This is a genomic window from Streptomyces alanosinicus, assembly GCF_014650595.1.
Classification (GTDB): Bacteria; Actinomycetota; Actinomycetes; order Streptomycetales; family Streptomycetaceae; genus Streptomyces; species Streptomyces alanosinicus.
The window spans coordinates 1-18379 of the sequence record NZ_BMVG01000040.1; the positions used below are offsets into that span (position 1 = coordinate 1).

Annotated in this window: 7 protein-coding genes and 5 pseudogenes; 7 read left to right on the plus strand and 5 right to left on the minus strand. The window is 68.5% G+C overall.

Annotation, left to right across the window (positions count from 1 at the left end; translation table 11 throughout):
• Window positions 1-205: 205 nt before the first annotated feature.
• Window positions 206-526: pseudogene (locus IE277_RS39000) on the plus strand (transposase); the annotation flags it as partial.
• 179 nt (window positions 527-705) lie between these two features.
• On the opposite strand, the pseudogene IE277_RS39005 reads toward IE277_RS39000, so the two are convergent.
• Window positions 706-2080: pseudogene (locus IE277_RS39005) on the minus strand (IS1380 family transposase).
• 267 nt (window positions 2081-2347) lie between these two features.
• Here IE277_RS39005 and IE277_RS39010 point away from each other — a divergent pair.
• Entirely contained in the window at window positions 2348-5389 is a 3042-nt protein-coding gene (locus IE277_RS39010) for a glycoside hydrolase family 2 TIM barrel-domain containing protein (RefSeq protein ID WP_189958498.1), read from the plus strand.
• Between the two features lie 88 nt (window positions 5390-5477).
• Here the strand turns inward: IE277_RS39010 and IE277_RS39015 are convergent, their stop codons facing one another.
• Together IE277_RS39015 and IE277_RS39020 are read right to left on the minus strand one after the other, a co-directional pair.
• Window positions 5478-6929 carry a ricin-type beta-trefoil lectin domain protein gene (locus tag IE277_RS39015; protein WP_189958499.1) on the minus strand — a complete coding sequence of 484 codons (1452 nt, stop codon included), beginning with the start codon at window positions 6927-6929 and terminating at the stop codon, window positions 5478-5480.
• Window positions 6930-7860: 931 nt separating this feature from the next.
• Window positions 7861-8580 (minus strand): annotated as a pseudogene (locus IE277_RS39020) (transposase); the annotation flags it as partial.
• Here IE277_RS39020 and IE277_RS39025 point away from each other — a divergent pair.
• From IE277_RS39025 to IE277_RS39035, 3 genes and pseudogenes are all read left to right on the plus strand, one after another.
• Complete coding sequence (locus tag IE277_RS39025; RefSeq protein ID WP_189958500.1) at window positions 8576-8755, plus strand: hypothetical protein; 180 nt, start codon at window positions 8576-8578, stop codon at window positions 8753-8755. The pseudogene IE277_RS39020 and the gene IE277_RS39025 sit on opposite strands and share 5 nt — an antisense overlap.
• 677 nt (window positions 8756-9432) lie before the next feature.
• Window positions 9433-12014 (plus strand): annotated as a pseudogene (locus IE277_RS39030) (RICIN domain-containing protein).
• A gap of 437 nt (window positions 12015-12451) precedes the next feature.
• On the plus strand, window positions 12452-12982 hold the full coding sequence (locus tag IE277_RS39035; protein WP_229882289.1) for a hypothetical protein: 531 nt from the start codon (window positions 12452-12454) through the stop codon (window positions 12980-12982).
• 403 nt (window positions 12983-13385) lie between these two features.
• Here the strand turns inward: IE277_RS39035 and IE277_RS39040 are convergent, their stop codons facing one another.
• Window positions 13386-15212 (minus strand): reverse transcriptase/maturase family protein, encoded by a 1827-nt coding sequence (locus IE277_RS39040; protein ID WP_189958501.1) that lies wholly within the window; start codon window positions 15210-15212, stop codon window positions 13386-13388.
• Between the two features lie 549 nt (window positions 15213-15761).
• Between IE277_RS39040 and IE277_RS39045 the strand changes: the two are divergent.
• Window positions 15762-16925: pseudogene (locus IE277_RS39045) on the plus strand (IS256 family transposase).
• Window positions 16926-17114: 189 nt separating this feature from the next.
• Window positions 17115-17861, plus strand: coding sequence for an SAM-dependent methyltransferase (locus tag IE277_RS39050; RefSeq protein WP_189958502.1), 747 nt, complete (start codon window positions 17115-17117; stop codon window positions 17859-17861).
• Between the two features lie 242 nt (window positions 17862-18103).
• Here IE277_RS39050 and IE277_RS39055 read toward each other — a convergent pair whose 3' ends face one another.
• Complete coding sequence (locus IE277_RS39055) at window positions 18104-18337, minus strand: hypothetical protein (RefSeq protein WP_189958503.1); 234 nt, start codon at window positions 18335-18337, stop codon at window positions 18104-18106.
• Window positions 18338-18379 lie beyond the last annotated feature (42 nt).

Sequence of the window (18379 nt, forward strand, 5' to 3'; positions counted from 1 at the left end):
AGCCGGTGGCGGAGTTTCTTCGGTTCCGCGGTGGCCAACTCGCTGTCCAGCAGAAGGGTTTGAGTCCAGGCGATCAGGTCGATGATGTACGCCATATTCGCCGATGCGTCGTACTCGACCCGCATTACTGGCCTTCCCCGTTGTTCGCCGACCTGGGGTATCAGGTCCTGGTCTTCCGGAGAGCGTACTGACGTCGAAGATCGCCAGGACACCCCCTAAGCCGGACAGCGTCAGCGCGGACAAGGGCTACAGCAACCGCCGGACCCGGCACTACCTACGCAGACGCGGGATCCGGCACGTCATCCCGGAGAAGGCCGACCAGGCAGCCAACCGTGTCCGACGCGGCAAAGCCGGGGGCCGACCGCCCGCCTTCGATAAGGATCGCTACAAGAAGCGCAACACCGTCGAGCGGGCGATCAACAAACTGAAGACCTTCCGCGCAGTCGCGACCAGGTTCGACAAGCGCGGCTACGTCTACCTCGGTACCGTCACCGCAGCCGCACTCGTCATCTGGCTTCGCTCGTGATCGCCAGGACACTGCCTCACCTCGATGTTTCGTGACGGTCCGTCGGTTCGCCTGGCGGGCCGTTTCGGCTGTTCGGGGTGGTGTCGGGCGCGACTGCGGCCCGACTGTCGCGTCGGGTGGTCGCCGGGTTCCACTGCTCCGGTCGCGGGATGACTCGTCCGGGCGGGTGTTTCCGCTGGTCAACCAGGTGCAGGGAGGGTCTGGAGTCGGTCGAACGCCTGGTGATGACCGGAGTCCAGGGCCAGTGGCGGGCCAGGCGGAGCCAGCGGCGGCGTCCCGTGGTGACGAGCTGGGCGGCGGCTGAGAACAGTCGCAACCGCAGACGCTTGGGTTCCCATTTGCGAGCCTGCCCGGTCAGGGCGAGCATCGGCATCCAGGCCAGCAGGTCGAGAGCGATCTGGACGATCGCCAGCCAGACGCGGTTCTGGGTGGTGTCGTGCAGGGGCAGGTTGCGCAGACCGGTGTCGCGGGCGGCACGGATGCGGTCCTCGGCGCGGGCTCGTTGGCGGTGCCGCAGTTCCAGGACCGCGATCGGGACGCCGAGGGTGTTGGTGGCGAAGCAGGTGATCCGCATGCCGTCTGCGTCGGTGATCCGCAATTGGGCGCCGGGGTGGGGCCGTTCCTTGCGGACGATCAGTCGCATGCCGTTGGGCCGGCCCTTTAGTACGTCGCCGGCGAGTTCGGCGACCCAGCCGCCGTCACGCACGTTGCCGTCGGGTTCGACCGCGGGCGTCCAGGCAGTGTCGGGGACGAGGAGGACGGCCTGGTGGATGGAGCCGGTGATGACCATCCCGACGGAGTAGGACAGCCATCGTCCGCGCTGTGTCCACCGGTTGAGGAACTCGTGGGTTCCGCCCGCTGAGTCGGTGCGGACCAGCGTCCCGCCGTCCGCGCCGGTGCTTGACCGGGAGCTGGGCCAGTGCCTTCCGGGCGACGGTGATGTGGTCGCTCGCGGTGTTGCTGCCCGCGTTCCCGGGCCGCAGCAGGCCCGCAACGGGCTCCCCGGAGCCCTCGTGCCCGTGAGCGACGAACGCGAGCAGCGGGTGGTGACCGAACGTCTTCTTCCACGTCGCGGTGGCGTCCTGCTTCTCCGAGTGGGCCAGGACCAGCACCCCGTCGATGTCCACGATCACCTCGCCGCCCGAGTCCGGCGCCGTTTGTCCGGCCAACTGCCAGACTCGTTCGCGGACTTCGGATCGTGCTCGGCGGATGGCCGCGAGCGCGCGGGGGCCGGCCGCGGCAAGGGTGTCGACCAGCCGGGAGACGGTCGGGTCGGACGCGACCGGCCCGAACACCGCCGGCTCGGCCCGCAGCATGGCCATCCGACAGGCAGTCGCCGCCGAGCGCGACGGCCAGCGCAAGGTCGAGCAGGACCGTGCCGGGGTCGTGCACCGCCCGCGGCTTGCGCCACGGGTCCAGTGCCGCCGACAACGCGGTGTCCAGGCCGGTCCGGCGAGCCGTCTCCACCAGCAGCACCCCGCCGGCCTGCGAGACCGCCCCCTCACCGCCGCCCCGGACGCGGACACACGGATACAACCCACTACGCTTGTTCACCTGAGGAGTGCAACTCTCTTGAGGATGATCAGGACCCTAGATAAGCCCCATTGTCCCAGTTCAGCGGCACTCCTCGTTCTTTTGGTCAAGCCTCGGACAGCGACGTTCGTGAAGGCCCGAGGCTAGCGCGCGGGGGCAATCTCTGCGCCGTTGCGCAGCACAGCCTCTCCCCGGGAGCGGCCCGGTGAATGCATGGCGGCGCTTCCCGGAAAACTATTTCGATAGTACGGTCGCGCCCGTTGCCCACGACCTCCTTGAGGATTCCGCATGTCCGCACGCTATTTCGAGGACTACGCACCCGGCCGTGGCAGGGCCGTGCCCCGCGCCGCCCTGGGCTCCGACGCGCCCAGAATCGACCTCAACGGGGACTGGGCGTTCCGGTTCTCACCCGCCCTGCGCCCGGAGCCGGACGGATGTGAAGCCCCGGACTTCGACGACGGCTCCTGGGACACCCTCCGCGTACCCTCGCACTGGCAACTGCACGGCTACGGCCGGCCGATCTACGTGAACATCGCCTACCCGATTCCGGTCGACCCGCCCTTCGTCCCGGACGAGAACGAGACCGGGGACTACCGCCGGATCTTCGACCTGCCCGCCGGCTGGGCGGGCACACCGGCCGTGCTGCGTTTCGACGGCGTGGACTCCTGCGCCAGGGTCTGGCTCAACGGCTCGGAGCTGGGCGTGACATACGGCAGCCGCCTGCCGGCCGAGTTCGATGTGACGGCGGTGCTGCGGCCGGGCCGCAACGTCCTCGCGGTCCGGGTGCACCAGTTCTCCGCGGGCACCTACCTCGAGGACCAGGACACCTGGCGCCTGTCGGGCATCTTCCGCGACGTGTCCCTGCTGGCCCGCCCCGCGGGCGGCATCCGGGACGTCTTCGTGCACGCCGACTACGACGCGGCCACCGGCGCGGGCCGGCTGCGGGTGGAGGCCGACGGGGACGCGCCGGTGCGCATCGACATCCCTGCCCTCGGGGTCCACGGCCGGCCGGCCGAAACCGAGTTCGCCTTCCCGGCGGTACGGCCCTGGAGCGCAGAGGATCCGCAGCTCTACGATGCGTACCTGGCCACCGGCAGCGAGCGGGTCCGGATCCGGGTCGGGTTCCGCAGCGTGGCGATCGACGCGGCCGGAGTGCTCCGGGTCAACGGCCGCCGGGTGGTGCTGCGCGGTGTGAACCGGCACGAATTCGACCCCGATCATGGCCGTGCGCTCTCGCTCGACGTCATGCGCCGTGACGTGGAGTTGATGAAGCAGCACAACATCAACGCCGTGCGCACCGCCCACTATCCGCCGCACCCCGCGTTTCTCGACCTGTGCGACGAACTCGGCCTGTGGGTCATGGCCGAGTGCGACCTGGAGACCCACGGCTTCGAGCACGCCGACCCGGAGCGCTGGCAGCGCAACCCCTCCGACGACCCCCGTTGGCACGACGCCTGCCTCGACCGCATCGAGCGGACCGTGGAACGGGACAAGAACCACCCGAGCGTCATCCTGTGGTCGCTCGGCAACGAGGCCGGGGACGGCCGCAACCTGCGGGCCATGTCCGAGTGGGTCCGGCGGCGCGACCCGTCCCGCCCGCTCCACTACGAAGGCGACCGGCTCGGCGAGTACACCGACGTCCACGCCGAGATGTACCGGCCGCCTGCCGCCGTCGCTCGGATCGGCCGGGGACAGCTCCTGCCGGGAGAGGTCTCCTACCCGGCCCGCGCCGGCTCCGGTGACCCGGCCGACGACCCGCGCAACCGCAAGCCCTTCCTGCTCACCGAGTTCGCCCACGCCATGGGAAACGGGCCCGGCGGGCTCGCCGAGTACATGGAACTGTGCGCCGAGTACCCGCGGGTCCAGGGCGGCTGGGTCTGGGAGTGGATGGACCAGGGACTGCGTACTCGCGACGCCCAGGGGCGCGAGTTCTTCGGCTACGGCGGCGACTTCGGCGAGGACCTGCACGACGGCAATTTCATCTGCGACGGCCTGGTCCTCCCCGACCGCACTCCCTCCCCCGGCCTGCTGGAGTACGCCAAGGTGATCGCGCCCGTCCGTATCGTCCCTGGCCCGCAGGCGGACGCCTTCGTGGTGGAGAACCGCTACGAGGTGCTGGACCTGTCCCATCTGCGGTTCACCTGGTCGCTGGCCCGCGAAGGGGTCGAACTGGCCCGCGGGGTACTGCCCACACCGGGGCTGGCGGCCGGGGAGCACGGCCGGCTGCCGCCGCCCCGGCTGGATCCGCCGGACGAGAAGGGCGGGGAGGCCGGCGGCGGCGAGCTCTGGCTCACCGTCCAGGCGGAGCTGGACAAGCCCGCCGACTGGGCCCCCGAAGGCCACGTGGTCGCCTGGGGACAGCTCCGGCTCGCCGCGGCGGGCCGCCGACGACCGATGACCGGCCCGCCGGCCCGGATCCGCGGCGAGGGCGAGCACATCCTGCTCGGCCCCGGCCGCTTCGACAAGACCACCGGAGCCCTGCTCGGCATCGGCGAAGTCCCTCTGCGTGGACCGCGGCTGAACCTGTGGCGCGCCCCCACCGACAACGACCGCGCCTGGTCCCAGCGCGACGCGGCCTACTGGAGGGACCGTGGGTTGGACCGACTGCGGCACCGCACCGTCTCCGTCACCCCTGACGCGCACGGCCTGGCCGTCGTCGTCCGCAGTGCCGCCGCCGCGGGCAGCTCCGGCTATCTCACCACCTACCGCTGGGACAGCGACGGTGACAGCCTGCGGCTGCGGGTGCACGGCGAACCCGTCGGCCACTGGCCGGAGCGGGGCGACGACTTCGGCGACACCATGGTGGACCCGGCACTTTCGCAGGATGAGTACGAGGAGCTGGTCCGCAGGGACAAGTCCCGCTCACTGGCCCGTATCGGACTCGACTGGGGGATGCCCGCCGACCGGTCCCGGGTGGAGTGGTTCGGTACGGGCCCGGGCGAGGCCTACCCCGACTCGCGCCAGGCAGTTCGCGTCGGACGTTTCCGCGCGACCGTGGACGACCTTCAGACCCCCTACGTGCGCCCCCAGGAGAACGGCAACCGTGCGGACACCCGCTGGGCCACCTTCACCGACGGAGCCGGAAACGGACTGCGCGTCGCCGGTGAAGAACCGTTCTATTTCGCCGCGCGCCGCTGGACCGACCGACAGCTCGACGCCGCACGGCACCACAGCGACCTCGTCCCGGGCCCGCTCATCCACCTCCACACCGACCATGCCGTCCAGGGCCTCGGCACCGCCGCCGTGGGACCCGGCGTCCTGCCCCACTACCGGCTCGAACTCGCCGCGGCAAACTTCACGTTCATCCTCACTCCCCTGCCGGACAGCTGAGACCGCCGAGCGGCCCGCCACACCGGAGTTCCTGGTGCGGCGGGCCGCTGCGGGTGCGGCCCCTGACGGCTGCTGAGGTGCGGTGGCGTCAGCCGAGCTTCCACTGCTGGTTGCTTTGTCCCGAACACGTCCACAACTCGAGCTTGGCGCCGTCGGCGGTGGCCCCGCCGGTCACATCGAGACACAACCCTGACTGCGCACCGGTGATCGTGCCGTCGGCGTTGAGGATCCACTGCTGGTTGGCGCCGCCGTTGCAGTCCCAGATCTCCACCGGTGTACCGGGGGTCGTCTGGTTGTTGGAGGCGTCCAGACATTTCCCGGCGCCGTAGACAGTGAGCTGGTTGCTCACGGTGTGCGTCCAGGTCTGGTTACTGCCGCCGTTGCAGTCCCAGATCTGCGCCACTGTCCCGTTGGTCTGCGATGCGCCGGGCACGTCCAGGCACTTGCCCGCGCCGACCGCGTGGAGGGGGCCGGTGACAGGGCCGCCTCCGCCGCCCGTGCTGCCGGTGCCCCAGCCGTATTGAAGCCGGTCGAGACCGGACTGGTTGTTGAGGCTCAGCGTGTAGTTCGGCGCGCTGCCCTGCAGGGAGGTGATCGCGCAGGAGGCGTTTTCGCACGGGCCGGGGCCCTGGGTCTGGTCGGCGAACTTCACGCCGGTCCACAGGATCGAGCCCATGCCCTGTTTGCGCACGGTGTCGGTGAGCGCGTAGAGGAAGGACACGTCGTTGACGCCGTCGCGAGGCCCGTCGTAGTTCACATTGGTGTTCATCGGGACACCGAACTCGGTGAGCACCGCGCGGCTGTCGTATCCGCAGACGTTGTTCTCGAAGCTGGTGATCCAATCGGCCTCGGTGGGGTGGGTCTCTCCGCCGAGGGTGTAGTCGTGGAGCGAGAGCAGGGTGCCGGCCAGTCGGGAGTCGGCGCCGACGGTGCACAGGTTCCCCTCCCAGGCGCCGGGCACCAGGATCCGCCCACGGGGTACCTGGGAGAAGTGCGCCACCCAGGCCGCCGCGATGTTGTCCTCGTCGGTGGTGCTGTAGCCCCACGGCTCGTTCATGATGCCGAAGTACACCTGGCTGTTGCCCTGGTACTTGCTGATCACGGTGTTCCACATCGCGTAGAACGCGTTGGTGTCGCCGATGACGCCGTTCTGCAGCCAGGGGGTGAGCACGACCTTCATGCCCAAGGCGGTGGCCGCGTCGAAGGCGGCGGTATAGCTGTTCCACCAACTACCGGTCACGGTCGCCTGGTTGAACGCCATGCGCACGGTGTTGGCGCCAAGGGCCTGGAAACCCTTGAGGATGGATGTGGACTTCGCGTAGGTCGTGGCATAGTTGTCGGTGTTCGACAGGCCGACCGGCGTGATGTTGCCGGTGACGAAGTTGTCGTTGGGATCGGCCCAGTTCACGCCGTGGAACTGGCTGGTGGTGGCGTGCGCCGCAGTCCCGGTCGCCGCCTGCACTCCCAGCAGGCTCAGCAGTATCGCGGCGACCATGCCGACCGGGGTGAAGCGCCGGAAGTGGCGCAGGTGGAGCTTCATACACTCTCCTTCAGGAACAGGGTTCGCATTGCTCGGTGCGGGCTCCGCTGAAGGCGCGGCTCACCCGCCGTGTGGTGGCAGCGGTCAGGAAGCGGGACCCTGACCGCGCCGGCATCACCGCGGCCAGACCTCAGCGCCAGGAGATACTGCTGTCCGAGTGCCAGTGCCTGAGCCGGTCCGGCCGCGCAGAGCGCAGACGGCGCAGCCGATGCACGGCCACCGCGGCAGCCGGCAGTCCCCGGACGTGGGGGCCGTCTGGGCGCCGTCACGCCCGCTCAAAGCCATTGCGCAGCCCGGCGGTTGCCGTCAGGGGCGCTGGGATCCTGCCGTGCCGACACGGGCAGTGACGGCACGCGCGCGGGCCACACCGGCGGGATGCCGAACGTGCCTGTGCCGCCGGCCGGCGTACCGCAGCAGGTAGCTGCCGAACTGACCGCACCGCCCGCATCCTCGGCGGCGCGCCGCTCCAGCCCGGACCCGCACCTGCGCTCCGGACCAGAGGGCGACTCGCTCTGGAAACTCCCGTTCTGCGTGGGACAGCCATCCCGCCGACGAGGCCCATCGTGGACACTGCGTGCGGTTCTGCCCGTCATGTCGAATTATGTTTGGTTCTGTCTGTGGCGCTGTACTGCTTGCCGGCGGACACCAGCCGGTAGATGGCGGCGACGATGAAACCGATACATGGGATGGATTCTGCGAGAGCTTCCCAGGCGACTCTCGGTGCGCGGTCCGGCGTCCCACCCGTCGGGACAGCCGAGACATTGGATGAGCATGCCCTGACCGAACGGGACGGTCAAGGGGTGCTCGGGCAGGGAGCGGGGCCTACGCATGGGATGTCTTGCTCACTCCCACGTTCGCGGCTCACTGTCTGTCCGGTACGGGAATAAGGGCTGCCGAGACCCTTGACTGTTTGCTTCTGAAGTAGTTCTCAGGCGACGAACTCGTGGGTGCCGCCGCCGGAGTCGGTACGGATCAGCGTCTGGCGCCCGCGCCGGTACTTCTTCGACAGCTGGGCCAGGGACAGTTGAGCCGTGGTGATGTGGTCAGCGGCGGTATTGCTGCCTGCGTTGCCCGGCCTGAGCAGGCCGGCCACCGGCTCACCGCTGCCGCCACGTCCGTGGTCGACGAACCCCATCAGGGGATGGTGTCCGAAGGTCTCCTTCCAGGTCGCAGTGGCGTCCTGCTTCTCGGAGTGGGCCAGCACGAGCACCCCGTCCAGGTCCACGATCACCTGCCCCGCGGCATCCAGAGCCGCGGTCTTGGCCACGTTCCAGACACGCTCGCGGGCTTCGGCCCGCGCGGCCCGTATCGCGGACAAGGCCTTCGACCCGGAGGCGGCGAGGGTGTCGACCGGGCGGGAGACCGTCGGGTCGGAGGCCACTGGTCCGAACACGGCCGGCTCGGCCCGCAGCATCCCGACATCCGCGAGGCAGTCCCCGCCCACGGCGACCGCGAGGTCCAGGTCCAGGTCCAGGTCCAGGTCCAGGTCCAGGTTCAGGTTCAGGTCCAGGTCCAGGTCCAGGTCCAGGTCCAGGTCCAGGTCCAGGTCCAGGTCCAGGTCCAGCAGGATCTTCCCCGGATCGTGCACCGCCCGCGGACGTCGCCACGGCATCAGTGCCCTCGATATCGCCTGGTCCAGCCCAACCTTGCGTTCTCTGGGCCAGGACCTGACGCTTTACAACCAGCGGATCGGCGCCGTGCATCTGGTCGGCCACCCCGATCCGCTGGATTTCGAGCGCGGCCCGCAGGAACTGACCGTGCGCCTCCCCGAAGGCACACCGATCCCGGCGATGCCGGTGCTCAAGGTCAGCCCCGGGGAGTCCTGACCAGCGACGCGGCGCAGGCGAGCGCCACGGGGACGCGGTGCGCGCCTGCGCTCTCGTGCCCGGCCGGCCCCAAGGTCGTGAGGTTTGCGGCTGGGGCACCTCGTCAAGGGCCTGCGGCCGCGAGGATTCGATGCTGGTGGTGGCTTTTGGAGATGGTGCGTCTGACAATGCGGGGGCTGACGCGTGATCGCCGCGAGAGAAGCTTGTAGAGCCGGAGATCGGCGTGGCCCTCATCCCGTCGGGGCGAAGCCGCCCTGGACCGCGAGGGCGCCTGCGGCGGTCCTGGCGTCGGCGGGGTAGGTGTCGTCCTCGCCGTCTCACCCGCCCGTGGCGTGGCTGTACTGGCCGGCGAAGACGTGCTGTCCGGGCAGCACTGTACGGCCCGGCTGCCAAGCTGGCGGCCGCCTGGCTCCCGCTTTCCGCGCGGAGGTCATCCGAGACCGCCGCACATCTGCCGAATTTCTGAGCGAGCGGCAACCTTTTCCGGAACGGCGGCAACTGACGGGCGACCAAGAAGCGATCACACCCACGTGTCGTCCGATCCCCATACCGCCTGCCGCCATGCACCGCCGACCTGAACAGGCGCACGGCAGGGCTGAAGCAAGGAGTAGCCCCCCATGAACGAGACGGATCCCACGGCGAGCGGCCGTAGTCGGCGCGCCCACGCGGCCAGTGGCGTGCGTCGCCCGCGTGGGCGCCACCGGCGGCGCTGGACCGCGCTGGGCCTGGCGGTGGGCGTGCCCGCTGTGGTCGGCCCCTACCTGCTGTTCGTGCAGACCGAGTCGAACGCCGCGCCGGTGGAGCCCGACGGCTACTACACGCTGGTGTCCGTTCGCAGTGACAAGGTGCTGGACGTGCCCGGGGCGGACACCGCGGACGGCGTCCGGATACGGCAGGAGAGCCGCGTGGCCGGTGCCGCGAGCCAGCAGTGGCGGCTGAGACCGGCGGCGGACGGCTACTACGAGTTGGAGAACCGCAGCACCCACAAGGTCCTCGGCGTGCGGGGCGCCTCTTCATACTCGGCTGCCGCCGTCGAGCAGCAGACCGACCGCGGTTCTGCCGCGCAGCAGTGGCGGATGCAGGACGTGGGCGGTGGAACGGTGAAGTTCGTCTCCCGCAGGAGCGGGATGGTGCTGGACGTGTGGGGCGGCGGCAGCGGTGCGGGCGTGCCACTCGTCCAGTACGCCGACCGGGGCAGCACCAACCAGCAGTGGCGGCTGGTGAAGGTGTCCGGCCGCAGGGGCGGGTACACCTGGCACAACGCGCAGATCGTCGGCGGTGGGTTCGTGACGGGGCTGGTCTTCAACCCGACCCGCAAGGACCTGTTGTACGCCCGGACCGACGTCGGCGGCGCGTACCGCTGGGACGCGGCCGCCGGCCATTGGATCTCGCTGACCGACTGGATCGGTGGTGACGACTGGAACCTGCTGGGGATCGAAAGCCTGGCGACCGACCCGGTCGACCCCAACCGCCTGTACCTGGCCAGCGGCACCTACACCAACGACTGGGCGGGCAACGGCGCGATCCTCCGCTCCACCGACCAGGGCAAGACCTTCCAGCGCACCAACCTGCCGTTCAAGCTGGGCGGCAACGAGGACGGCCGGTCGATGGGTGAACGGTTGGTGGTGGACCCGTCCGACCACAGCACGCTCTACCTGGGCACCCGCAAGAACGGCCTGTGGCGCAGCACCGACTACGGCAAGACCTGGAGCCAGGTCGGCAGCTTCCCCGTCAAGGACGGTGCGAGCAGCGGCGTCGGCCTGTCCTTCGTGACCTTCGGCCCGTCGGCAGCAAGACGATCTACGTGGGCGTGGCGGACAAGACCACCTCCCTGTACCGCTCCACCGACGGCGGCAGCACCTGGCAGGCCGTCCCCGGCCAGCCGACCGGGCAGCTGCCGCACCACGGCGTGCTGTCCGGCGACGGCTCGCTGTACCTGACGTACAGCAACGGGCCGGGCCCGCAGCCGGTGACGGCCGGATCGGTGTGGAAGTACACGCCGGCCACCGGGGCGTGGAAGAACATCTCGCCGTCCAGCGGCAATTACGGCTTCGCCGGCCTGGCGGTCGACGCCCGGCACCCGGACACGGTGATGGTCACCACCTTGGACCGCTGGTGGCCCTCCGACGAGCTCTACCGGTCGACCGACGGCGGCACCACCTGGAAGGCGCTCAACGCGACCGCCGTGCGCAACGACTCCACAGCGCCCTACGTAGGTACACGCATCGGGCACTGGATGGGCGCGCTGGCCATCGACCCCTTCAACTCCGGGCACGTGCTGTACGGCACCGGATCGGGCATGTGGGGCAGCACCGACGTGACCGCGGCGGACCGCGGGCGGCCGACCCACTGGACGATCCCGGCCATGGGCCTGGAGGAGACCGCGACCAACGGACTGATCAAACCGCCCGGCCTCCCGCTGATCAGCGCACTCGGCGACGTCAGCGGATTCCGGCACGACGACCTGACCAAGGTCCCCGCCAAGGCGCTGACCGGGCCGAAGTTCACCACCACCACGGGCATCGACTTCGCCCAGGCCAAGCCGGAGTTCTCCATGCGGGTCGGTTCCGGCGGCGAGCAGCACGGCGCCTACTCGACCGACGGCGGAGCGAACTGGACGCCGTTCGCGGCGGCGCCGACGGGCGACGCGACCTCCGGTTCCACGGCCGTCTCGGCGGACGGCGCAACCGTGGTGTGGACCCCGGAGGGCCAGGTTCCGTTCCTCTCGACCAACCGCGGCGCGTCCTGGGCGGCGGTCTCCGGCCTGCCCAGGGATGCGGCCGTGGTGGCCGACCGCTCCGCGGCGAGCACCTTCTACGCCCTCAGCGGCGGCACCCTGTACGCCAGCACCGACGGCGGGAGGCACTTCACCGCCCGCGCCACCGGCCTGGGTGACGGGCAGCTCAAGGCGGTCCCGGGCGTCGCCGGTGACCTGTGGATCGCGGGCAGGGGCAACGGACTCAAGCACTCCACCAACGGCGGGGCGAGCTTCACCAAGGTCGCCGGCGTGGAGCAGGCGAGCGGCGTCGGTTTCGGCAAGGCGGCCCCGGGCGCCCGTTACCAGGCCCTCTACCTCAGTGGGACGGTCAAGGGCGTGACCGGGCTGTTCCGTTCCACCGACGGCGGCTCGACCTGGGTCCGGATCAACGACGACCAGCACCAGTTCGGCGGAAGCGTCATCACGGGCGACCCCGACATGTACGGCCGGATCTACCTGGGCAGCTACGGCCGCGGCGTGGTGTACGGCGACCCGTCCTGACCGATCGGCCCGTGGACGGGCGGCGGGACCGCGTCCTGGCGGCCCGGCTGGCCGGCGCCGGTGGCGGCGGCGCTGGGTGGGGATGAGGTGAGGTCGGCCGGGGGTGCTCTGCCAGCGTTTCTGCTGGTGGGTTTCCCCGGACCGCCTCCCGCACCGGCCGTGCGCGTCTCCACGCAAGTCCCAGTGGATTTACCGGCTTCCTTATGCGGCGCTCGGCCATGGCGCGGGAATCTTCGCCCCCGGTAGGAGTGGTAAATGATCTTTACCCCGGCCGGGTTGAACAAGGTCACCTCGCTTGTGGCGGGCCACCATCCGTCGCAGGTGTTCTTGCGGCGGAGCTCCCTCCAGTTGGCGCGTCGATGTTTTCGGCGCAGCCATCCACATACCTGCTTCCAGGTGTAGGCCCGCAGGTAGTTGAAGGTCGCCTTCGACTCCGGTTGGCGCTCCTGCGCGACTCAGCTCCGACGACCGAGCGGATCGACAGCATCGCCGGGGCGCTGCTGCTGGACAGCCTGGCCACCGAGGCCGCAAGAGTTCGCATCGACTTCACCCAGTACGCCGTGGCCTACTACGTCCATGACGGCGAGGACCACTCCTCGCTGGCGGCCATCCTTGGCTACGCCTCTGCCCTTGCCCAGCGCGGGCAGGCCTCGCAGCGGCTGGACGTCCGAATGACCGGCGGCTTGCTTGCCGCCGCGTCGGAAGATCTCGCCACCATCCTCGACCAGCGTTTTCTCCACACGGGCGGAACACCGAGGGAGGTCTTCGCTGCCTACGCCGCTGACCATGGCCGGGCGGCCGTCGTCCTGGACGCGGACACGGGGGTAGGACCCGATAGGGTGCTTCACCTGGGAAGTGCCTCCGGCGGTGGCAGGAACAAGGACCCAGACAATCCTCATTCTTGCTGGCCAGGGGCACGTTCTGCTTTCCTGACCGCCTGCCGGACAGCCCGCTTCATGAAAGCGTGAGGCTAAGGCTGCAACGGCCGCGGGGCTGCTTCTGGCTACTCCCTTCGCATCCCCGCGGGATCATCAGAGCAGTCTCCATGGTTTGGGGATACGGCGGCAGCGAGGCGTCCCCCGTAGTGTGGACCTCAACGGCACTCTGGCTGTCACGGCGATCGTCATCTGGCTCCGAGACGTCATCCAAGAGCCATCAGAAACGGCCTAGCGCGCTCCGGGAGCAATGCTCATGGTCTGTGGATCGGCCTCGGGTTGGACGCGGAGGACGTACCTTCCCGAGTGATCGACTTCTGGTCATCGAGCAGGCCGACGTTGCACCGTCGGTCGGGAAGGGTGAAGTAGGCCGCCGACGAGGTGCCCGGGGCACGGGTCCTTTTCCGACGGCCCCTTCCCGAACCGGGCGTGGGGCTTATGACCGCACCCGGCTCTCCAGTGTCGTGTTTCGCGTGTGCTGCCCGGTCGGCTGTCCGTTGTGGATGGCGTGGTGGCAGCGACGGCAGACGACCAGGGTCTTGCGACGGCGGCTGGCCATGCGCTCGGCCCATTCGGGCTTGGGAGCCCGTCCTTTCCGTTGAAGGTCTTTCAGGTGCCGAACATGGTGCACCTCGGTGTTCTGTCCGGACCCGCAGAGTTCGCAGGTCTCGGCGAGGAGTCGCTGCACGAGTTCGGACCGTTGGTTGTTCCAGACCTTCGGAGGTTGGTCGTCGAGGGTCTTGACCACGGTTCTACGGGCCAGGGAGATCCCTCCCCACTCGGCTACCATAGGCTTTCGGTCGTCACCACGTTCGATGACCACTTGCAGTCCCTGACGGGGACCGTGGTCAGTAGCCAGGACGGCACGGTAGCGCCGGTAGACCTCGGGGACGCTGATGCGGTATTTGTGCGCCAGTGTCTTGGTCAGCGAGCACTGCATGACGTACTTCAGCCACTCGAACGAGTGCCGGTTGACAGCCAGTTGGTAGTAGTTCACAACGCCCCGGTATTCCGCCTGGTATTGAGCGACGATCGAGAAATCGCTGTCGGTCATGCGCTCGGTCCGGTGGATTGGTTTGCCGTGGCGGAGGTAGGGCCTGGCCTTTGACTGGGCGACACCTTGGGGCACTTTCAGCCCGATCTGCGCATTGATGCTGCGCCAACCACGCTGGGAGTGCTTGGTGTTGCTCTGATAAACCGTGATCTCGTAGCCGAGGAAGCGGGCGGCGCGCGTCCGCCCGTGCGTGATCAGGGTCTTGCTCGGGGAGAGTTCCAGTTTCAGCTCGATGCGCAGGAACTCGCCGATGCTGGCCTTGATCTCCTCGGCTTCCCGCTTTGGGCCGGTGAATCCAAGCAGCCAGTCGTCCGCGTAACGGCAATAGCGAAGCCGCCGGAATCCTGGGTCGTCCGGATCGCGAGAGGGCAGTTGCTGCATCTGTTGCCACAGCGTCCGTGCCATGTCTCGGTTCCCGGCCTTCTCCTGGCGCCGGTAGGCGTAACGCAACCGCATGTACGCACGGTTGAACTGGCGTTGTTTTCCACGGTTGTAGGCGGGTAGGAGGTTCGGCTCAATGTGCTTGTCCAGCCGGTCCAGGTAGATATTCGAGAGTACGGGCGAAATCACACCGCCTTGCGGACAACCGCTCAGCGTCGAGTGGTAGCGCCACTCCTCCAGATATTCGGCCCGGAACAGCCCATCCATCAGGCGCAGGAACCGGCCGTCGTGGATCTTTTCGGCCAGGATCGATTTTATGATCGAATGGTCGAGAGATCCGAAGCAGTCGGTGATGTCGCCCTCAACGAACCATGTCGTACCTCGCCAGCCAGGGCTGATGCTCTGCAGGGCAGTGTGGCAACCTCGTCCGGGACGGAACCCGTGCGAGTGGTCGGAAAACTGCGGCTCGTAATACGCCTCCAGGAGGAGCCGGATCACTTCTTGCAGCAGCTTGTCCGTCCACGACGTCACTCCGAGTGGGCGCTTCTTCGCTGTTCCCTTCTTCTCGATGTAGACGCGTCGCGTCGGAGTCCAGCGGAAACGCTCCCCGCGGAGAGCCGCGATGATCGCCTGAATCTTCTGCAGGCGCATCCCATCCGCTGTTTCCATCGTGCTGCCAGGTGTCATTGCACCGGCATTGCGGTAGATCCTGCCGTAGGCCAGTAAGTACAACTCCGGGTTGAACAGGCACCGGTAGAGACGTTCCAGCGGCAAACCCCTTCGGCTGCGTTCGCGGATGATTCCCAGTAAGGCTTCGGCACTCTGCATTTCGCATACCTTGCCAACATGGACGATCTTCTGACACCTGGGTCCCTTCGCCCTGTGGGCGGCTTTCCCGTCCTCCCTGGCCGGGTGTAGCTCCGGTGACTACTACGGACCCTCCGTCGCCATAGGACTTGCGTCCCGTAGGCGATCCCGCATTCCCCTTGCACTGGACGTATCGAGTGCGACGTAGGCGGTCTTTCCATCCCCTTGGGCGGGCTCACTGCCCGCTGCCCGCCGGCCGGAAAGATTGGGGCCGTGACGTGCCTTGCGGCCTTGTACCGACGGCTCCGACATCAGGCGCCGTGTCGGAGGATGAGCACTTGCATCTCTGGAGACTCAGACTTCAAGCAAACGGCCTTCGCCATATCGCACGGGTCTCGCACGGCCACGCCTTCGACGCCTTCTCTGCGTCCCGCGCTTTCCCGCCATGCTATGGTCCCCTCCCGCTTTCGCGTTCAGGTAAGGCGGGTGACCCACGAGGTGTTGCTCCCTCCGTTCCTCATGTTCCCTGCGGGAACGATCCAGCGCCGAGTGAAACGGCGCACCACGCCCGTGCTGAGCGTAGTGAATGCCGATGGAACGACCGAGGCTGGCTCCCTGATCGACGACATCGTCCGCGAGGGTGCGAGACGGATGCTGGCTGCCGCCCTGGAAGCTGAAGTCGACGCCTGCATAGCCGAGTTGGCTAATCAACGGGACGAACGCAGGCGTCGCCTGGTGGTCCGCAACGGCTATCACCAGCCGAGGAAGGTCACCGGCGATCCTGCCGCCATGGTGCCGCAAGTCCCCGAAGATCAGCGAGGTGCTGCCGCTGCTGTATCTGCACGGCCTGTCCTCCGGCGACTTCGTACCCGCGCTGGAGCAGTTCCTTGGCAGCTCCGCCGGGCTCTCGCCGGCGACCATCACCCGGCTCACCCAGCAGTGGCAGGCCGACCAAGCCGCTTCGGCGAGCGCGACCTGTCGGACAGCGACTATGTCTACGTGTGGGCCGACGGCATCCACCTGCGTATCCGCTTGCGGGAGGCGAAGTCGTGCGTCCTGGTGGTGATGGGCGTGCGCGCGGACGGAACCAAAGAGCTGATCGCCATGACCGTCGTTTACCGCGAATCCGCTGACTCCTGGGCCGACTTGTTGTGGGACTGCCGACGCCGGGACATGCGCGCTCCCGTCCTCGCGGTCGGCGACGGTGCCCTGGGCTTCTGGAAGGCCCTGGCTGAAGTGTTCCCCGAGGCCCGGCATCGGAGGTGCTGGGTTCACAAGACCGCCAATGTCACAAACGCCCTGCCCCAGTCCGCGCAGCCCGGGGCGAAGAAGGCCCTGCAGGAGATCTGCAACGCCGAGGACCGCGACCACGCGCTCAACGCCGTCTCCGCGTTCGAGCAGGCATACGGCGCGAAGTTCCCCAAGGCCGTCAAGAAGATCACCGACGACGTCGACGAACTGCTGGCCTTCTACGACTTCCCCGCCGAGCACTGGATCCACCTGCGCACCACGAATCCAATCGAGTCCACGTTCGCCACCGTCCGCCTGCGCACGAAGGTCACCAAGGGTGCCGGCAGCGCGGCCGCCGCCCTGGCCATGGTCTTCAAGCTCGTGGAATCGGCCCAGGCCCGCTGACGAGCCATCAACGCGCCCCACCTCGTCGCCCTCGTCCGCGCCGGAGCCCGTTTCGAGCGCGGCCACCTCGTCGAACGCCCCGAGCCTCGCATCGCATGAGGCGCGCGCCGGGCATGACGTGAAATTCGATGGACACGACGATCCCAACGGCCCTACCGTCGCCCGGCCAGTTCTAGTGTTCAGCGTCCGAAGAGGTGCATTTGATGACGGTCCAGGCAATGGCGGCCAGCTTCCATCGGCCGCCCTCCCCAGCCGTTCTGACCTCTTCGAACCAAAGGAACCCCAGAAGTGGACCTACCACGTAGTTTCACCATCCGTGAGAGCAGCCATCGCCTCTGCAATCCCTTCACCAGCGAGAAACTGGCCATCCTGGGTCACGCCATCAGCCCGTCGCCGGGCACGCGCATGCTCGACCTCGCCTGCGGCAAGGGCGAGTTGCTGTGCACCTGGGCGCGCGACCACGGTGTGACCGGCACCGGGGTGGACATCAGCACCGTCTTCATCGACGCCGCCCGCGCGCGGGCCGTCGAGCTGGGCGTGGTTGACCGGGTCGGCTTCGTGCACGGGGACGCGTCGGGCCATGTCGCCGACGATCCGGTCGGCATCGCCGCATGCGTGGGCGCTACCTGGATCGGCTCCGGCGTGCCGGGCACCGTCGACCTTCTTCGGCGCAGCCTGGCCCCCGGCGGAATGATGCTGATCGGCGAACCGTACTGGCGGCGCGAGCCCCTGGACCAGGCAACCGTCAAAGCCTGCCATGTCGCCCGCAAGGACGACCTTCTCCCACTGCCGGAACTGCTCGAGCAGTTCGGCGACCTGGGCTGCGACGTCGTGGAAATGGTCCTGGCCGACCAGGACAGCTGGGACCGGTACGCCGCGGCGCAGTGGCTCAACACCCGCCGCTGGCTCGACACCAACCCCGACGATGAGTTGGCCGACCAGATGCGCACCGAACTCGCCGCGGCTCCCGCCCAGCACGCCAGATATCAGCGCGAATACCTCGGGTGGGGAGTATTCGTCCTGATGAACCGCTGACCACCACTCCGAGTGGGCCCCGGCACGGCATGCCGGGGCCCACTCGCAGGACGCCGCACGACGTACACCCTGGAACCCCATGGGCAGAACGAGCTCTACGTCATCCACAGATCTTGACGATTACTCACGTCTCCGGTGGGACGCGACCGTCTCTTCAGACGTGCCGCAGGAGTCGCCCGATCGACCAGCAACCACGCGGTGTTGTTAGCGGCGCCGGCGCCGGCGGCACTTCCTCTTTAGGTCTAGCTACCGCTGGTGGCACCGCTGGAGACGCCGCTGCCGATGTTGGCGGTGACGGGGGCAACGACCCCCAGGACGTGCTGAAGCAGGTTGGCCACCAGGCTGTTGTTGCCGCCATTGCCGGCGGAGGTCGGGGCGGTGGGGGTGGGGGCGGTGGGGGCGGGGGCGCTACTGAGAGCCGATGCAGCGGGGGCCGCTCCCAGGGTCAGCAGAGCGACTGCAAGAGGGATGATCAAGACGCGAAGGGGCTGACGGCTGCGCATGGGACCTCCCGAAGG

Coding starts and splice junctions, on each gene's coding strand:
- IE277_RS39010 (WP_189958498.1), top strand. CDS start 2,348: ATGTCCGCACGCTATTTCGAGGACTACGCACCCGGCCGTGGCAGGGCC.
- IE277_RS39015 (WP_189958499.1), bottom strand. CDS start 6,929: ATGAAGCTCCACCTGCGCCACTTCCGGCGCTTCACCCCGGTCGGCATG.
- IE277_RS39040 (WP_189958501.1), bottom strand. CDS start 15,212: ATGCAGAGTGCCGAAGCCTTACTGGGAATCATCCGCGAACGCAGCCGA.